1 protein-coding gene and 1 pseudogene are annotated in these 770 nt (G+C 41.9%); both read left to right on the forward strand.

The genetic code is table 11. The features are described from left to right. Positions 1-166: pseudogene (locus tag KQJ18_RS24265) on the forward strand (TrkA C-terminal domain-containing protein); the annotation flags it as partial. 141 nt (positions 167-307) lie between these two features. Further along, positions 308-721: a large-conductance mechanosensitive channel protein MscL gene (gene mscL, locus KQJ18_RS24270; protein WP_003031152.1), complete on the forward strand. Its 414-nt coding sequence runs from the start codon at positions 308-310 to the stop codon at positions 719-721. Positions 722-770: the final 49 nt, after the last annotated feature.

The raw sequence follows: 770 nt of genomic DNA on the forward strand, positions 1-770 counted from the left end.
TCCGCCCGGCACTATTATTGGCGCTGTTGTACGGGGTAATGATGTGATGATTGCTAATGACAACCTGCGTATTGAACAGGGCGATCACGTTATTATGTTCCTGACAGATAAAAAGTTTATTACCGACGTCGAGCGCTTATTCCAGCCAAGCCCCTTCTTCCTGTAATAATTTAGGCGCTAATATAGCGCCTTTTTTATTTCCCTTTATTTATCAGGGCCTAATAATTTTCCCTTTCCGCAATACATAAATGGAAATTGCCTAAACATTTGTTAAACTTATAAACGTCAGCTGCATAGGGAGAATAAAATGAGCATTATTAAAGAGTTTCGCGAATTCGCGATGCGCGGGAATGTTGTCGATTTGGCAGTGGGTGTCATTATTGGTGCGGCATTCGGTAAGATCGTTTCATCACTGGTTGCCGATATCATCATGCCGCCACTGGGGTTGCTAATTGGTGGGATTGATTTTAAACAGTTTGCATTAACGTTACGTGATGCGCAGGGAGACATCCCGGCGGTGGTCATGCATTACGGCGTATTCATTCAGAATGTCTTCGATTTCATTATTGTTGCGTTTGCTATCTTTATGGCAATCAAACTGATCAATAAATTGAATCGTAAAAAAGCTGAAGAGCCAGCGGCACCCCCAGCACCATCTAAAGAAGAAGTATTACTAAGTGAAATTCGTGACCTGCTGAAAGAACAGAATAATCGCTCTTAAGCGTTCACTGAAACAAAAAGGCCAGTGGTAAAAAAGTGCTTCACTTTCT

Source organism: Citrobacter sp. S55_ASV_140 (genome assembly GCF_018919505.1).
Taxonomy (GTDB): Bacteria; Pseudomonadota; Gammaproteobacteria; order Enterobacterales; family Enterobacteriaceae; genus Citrobacter; species Citrobacter werkmanii.

What these genes read in the sequence shown, in the direction of transcription:
- mscL (WP_003031152.1), top strand. Translation starts at nt 308, where the DNA reads ATGAGCATTATTAAAGAGTTTCGCGAATTCGCGATGCGCGGGAATGTT.